Source organism: Streptomyces sp. (genome assembly GCF_035563135.1).
Classification (GTDB): domain Bacteria; phylum Actinomycetota; class Actinomycetes; order Streptomycetales; family Streptomycetaceae; genus Streptomyces.
The window spans coordinates 1-2,251 of sequence record NZ_DATMVN010000131.1 but is presented as its reverse complement, the minus strand read 5'-3'; the positions used below and the strand labels follow the sequence as shown (position 1 = coordinate 2,251).

The window sequence follows — 2,251 nt, the reverse complement described above, 5'->3', positions numbered from 1 at the left end:
GACACCGCCGACCTCGTCGTCGAGAACTTCACCCCCCGGGTGCTGCGCGGCTGGGGCATGACCCACGCCGATCTCGTGACGACCAACCCGGGGCTCGTCATGCTGTCCAACACCGGCTACGGCGCCACCGGCCCCTGGTCGGGCTTCAAGGCACAGGGCACCTCGCTGGAGTCGACCATGGGCCTCGTCGAGTACTCGGGGTACCCGGGGGACAAGCCGCGCAAGGTCGGGCAGTCCTATCCCGACTTCCTCGCCGCGTGGACCGGCCTCTACGCGATCCTGGCGGCGCTGGAGGAGCGGCACCGCTCGGGTCGGGGGCAGTGGATCGACCTGGGTATGTACCAGCTGGGGCCCGTCGTCATCCCCGAGGCGCTCATCGCGGCGCAGGCCGGCGCCCAGCAGCCGTCGCGCCGGGGCAACGCCGAGGACGACACCCTCCTGTCCGACGTGTTCGCCTGCCAGGGCGTCGAGGCGTGGGTGGCCGTCGCCATCGAGGACGACGCGGCACGGGCGCGGGTGGTCGAGCTCGTCCGGGAGCACCTGTCCGGCGACGCCCCCGACCTCGACGAGCTGGCCCGGGGCCTGGGGGAGTGGACGTCGTCCCGGACACCGGAGGAGGCCGCGGAGACGCTGCAGGGCCACGGCGTCGCGGCGGCGGCCGTGGCCGAGGTCCGCGACATGCTGCTGGACCCGCAGATGCAGCACCGGCAGTTCTTCGACTGGGTGGACATCAAGGGTGTGACCCGCCCGATCCCGGGGACGCCGTTCGTCTGGACCGGTTCCACGGCGGTCACCAGCCGCGGCCGTGGGCCGCTGTTCGGCGAGGACAACGACGTGGTGCTCGGCTCGCTGGGCCTGTCCGCGGAGGAGATCGAGGCGCTGCGGCGCGACGCCGTCGTGGTCGACACGCCGCTGAACATCGCGCCGCCACGGGCCAAGGACCTCGACGCGCTGGTCCGAGCGGGTGTGTACCGGGAGATCGCGAAGGACGTGGACGAGGTCCTCGCCCGGGTGCGGCCGCCCGTCGACGAAGGATGACGCAGGTCGATCAGTCCGAGGAGGACGGGAACATGGGATATCCACGCGTACTGCTCCGCGAAGAGGTCATGCGCGAGGGCATGCAGATCGAGTCGGTCGACATCCCGGTGGAGGTCAAGGCCGACCTGCTGCAGGAGCTCGCCGAGTGCGGTCTGCCGGAGATCAACGTGGGCTCCTTCGTGAGTCCCCGGTACACGCCGCAGATGGCGAAGATCGGCGAGGTCCTGGAGCGGTTCAAGCCGGTGGAGGGCCCCCGGTACTACTGCCTCGCGATGAACCAGAAGGGGATCGAGCGCGCGTCGGAGTTCCCCTGGCTGCAGGTCCCCGGCAGGGACGGCTTCTCGACCGGCGCCCACCTGTGCGACACGTTCATCCGCCGCAACGCCAACCGGAGCCAGGCCGACGAGATCGCGAACTGGAGCCGGACGATCCAGCGCGCCGTCGACGCGGGCGCCACGGAGGCCCGGATCATGGTCGGGGCCGCGTGGGGCTCCAACTTCGAGGGCCCGTTCAGCACGGAGCAGCGGATGGACATGCTGCGGCGGCAGCACGACGCCTGGGCGGACGCCGGCATCACGGTGACCACGGTGTCCTTCGCCGACCCGATGGGCTGGTGCATGCCGCACTGGGTCGAGGAGACGATCGCCGCGGTCCGGCAGGAGTGGCCCGAGGTGCGGCGCATCGCCCAGCACCTCCACGACTCCCGCGGCATGGCGCTGGCGAGCACGTACGCGACGATCAAGGCCCTGGACGAGAGCTTCGACGTCAGCTTCGACGTGACGGCCGGCGGCATCGGCGGCTGCCCCTACTGCGGCAACGGCCGGGCGACGGGTATGGCGGCGACCGAGGACGTCGTCAACATGTGCAACGCCATGGGCATCCCCACCGGGGTGGACCTCGACCGGCTCATCGGCTTCGTCGCCAAGCTCGACGGCGTGCTGGGCCGCGCGACGCCCGGGCGCACGTCGAAGACCGGCCCGCTGCCACTGTCCCCGGAGGACTACTACGACCCCAACCTCCCGCTGGTCGAGACGTACGAGGAGGCCCAGCACTTCCGCCTGGGTCCGGCCGTCGTCGAGCACCAGATCCGGCCGTGGAAGGAGCCGATCCCCTCCCCGCGGGACCGCTCGGCGTGAGGTCCGCGCCCGACGGCGCGGGTCGTCCAGGCCAGGCGTGGTCGCACCGGAGCGGGAAGGTCGACCTGCGTCCGCTC

At 71.6% G+C, this 2,251-nt stretch carries 2 protein-coding genes; both read left to right on the top strand.

The annotated features are described in order from the left end of the window. Window positions 1–1,038, top strand: a 1,038-nt coding sequence (locus VN520_RS05640) for a CoA transferase (protein ID WP_325745729.1), incomplete at its 5' end; no start/stop codon positions are given. A gap of 32 nt (window positions 1,039–1,070) precedes the next feature. After that, entirely contained in the window at window positions 1,071–2,174 is a 1,104-nt protein-coding gene (locus tag VN520_RS05635) for a hypothetical protein (protein WP_325745728.1), read from the top strand. Window positions 2,175–2,251 lie beyond the last annotated feature (77 nt).

What these genes read in the sequence shown, in the direction of transcription:
- VN520_RS05635 (WP_325745728.1), top strand. Translation starts at nt 1,071, where the DNA reads ATGGGATATCCACGCGTACTGCTCCGCGAAGAGGTCATGCGCGAGGGC.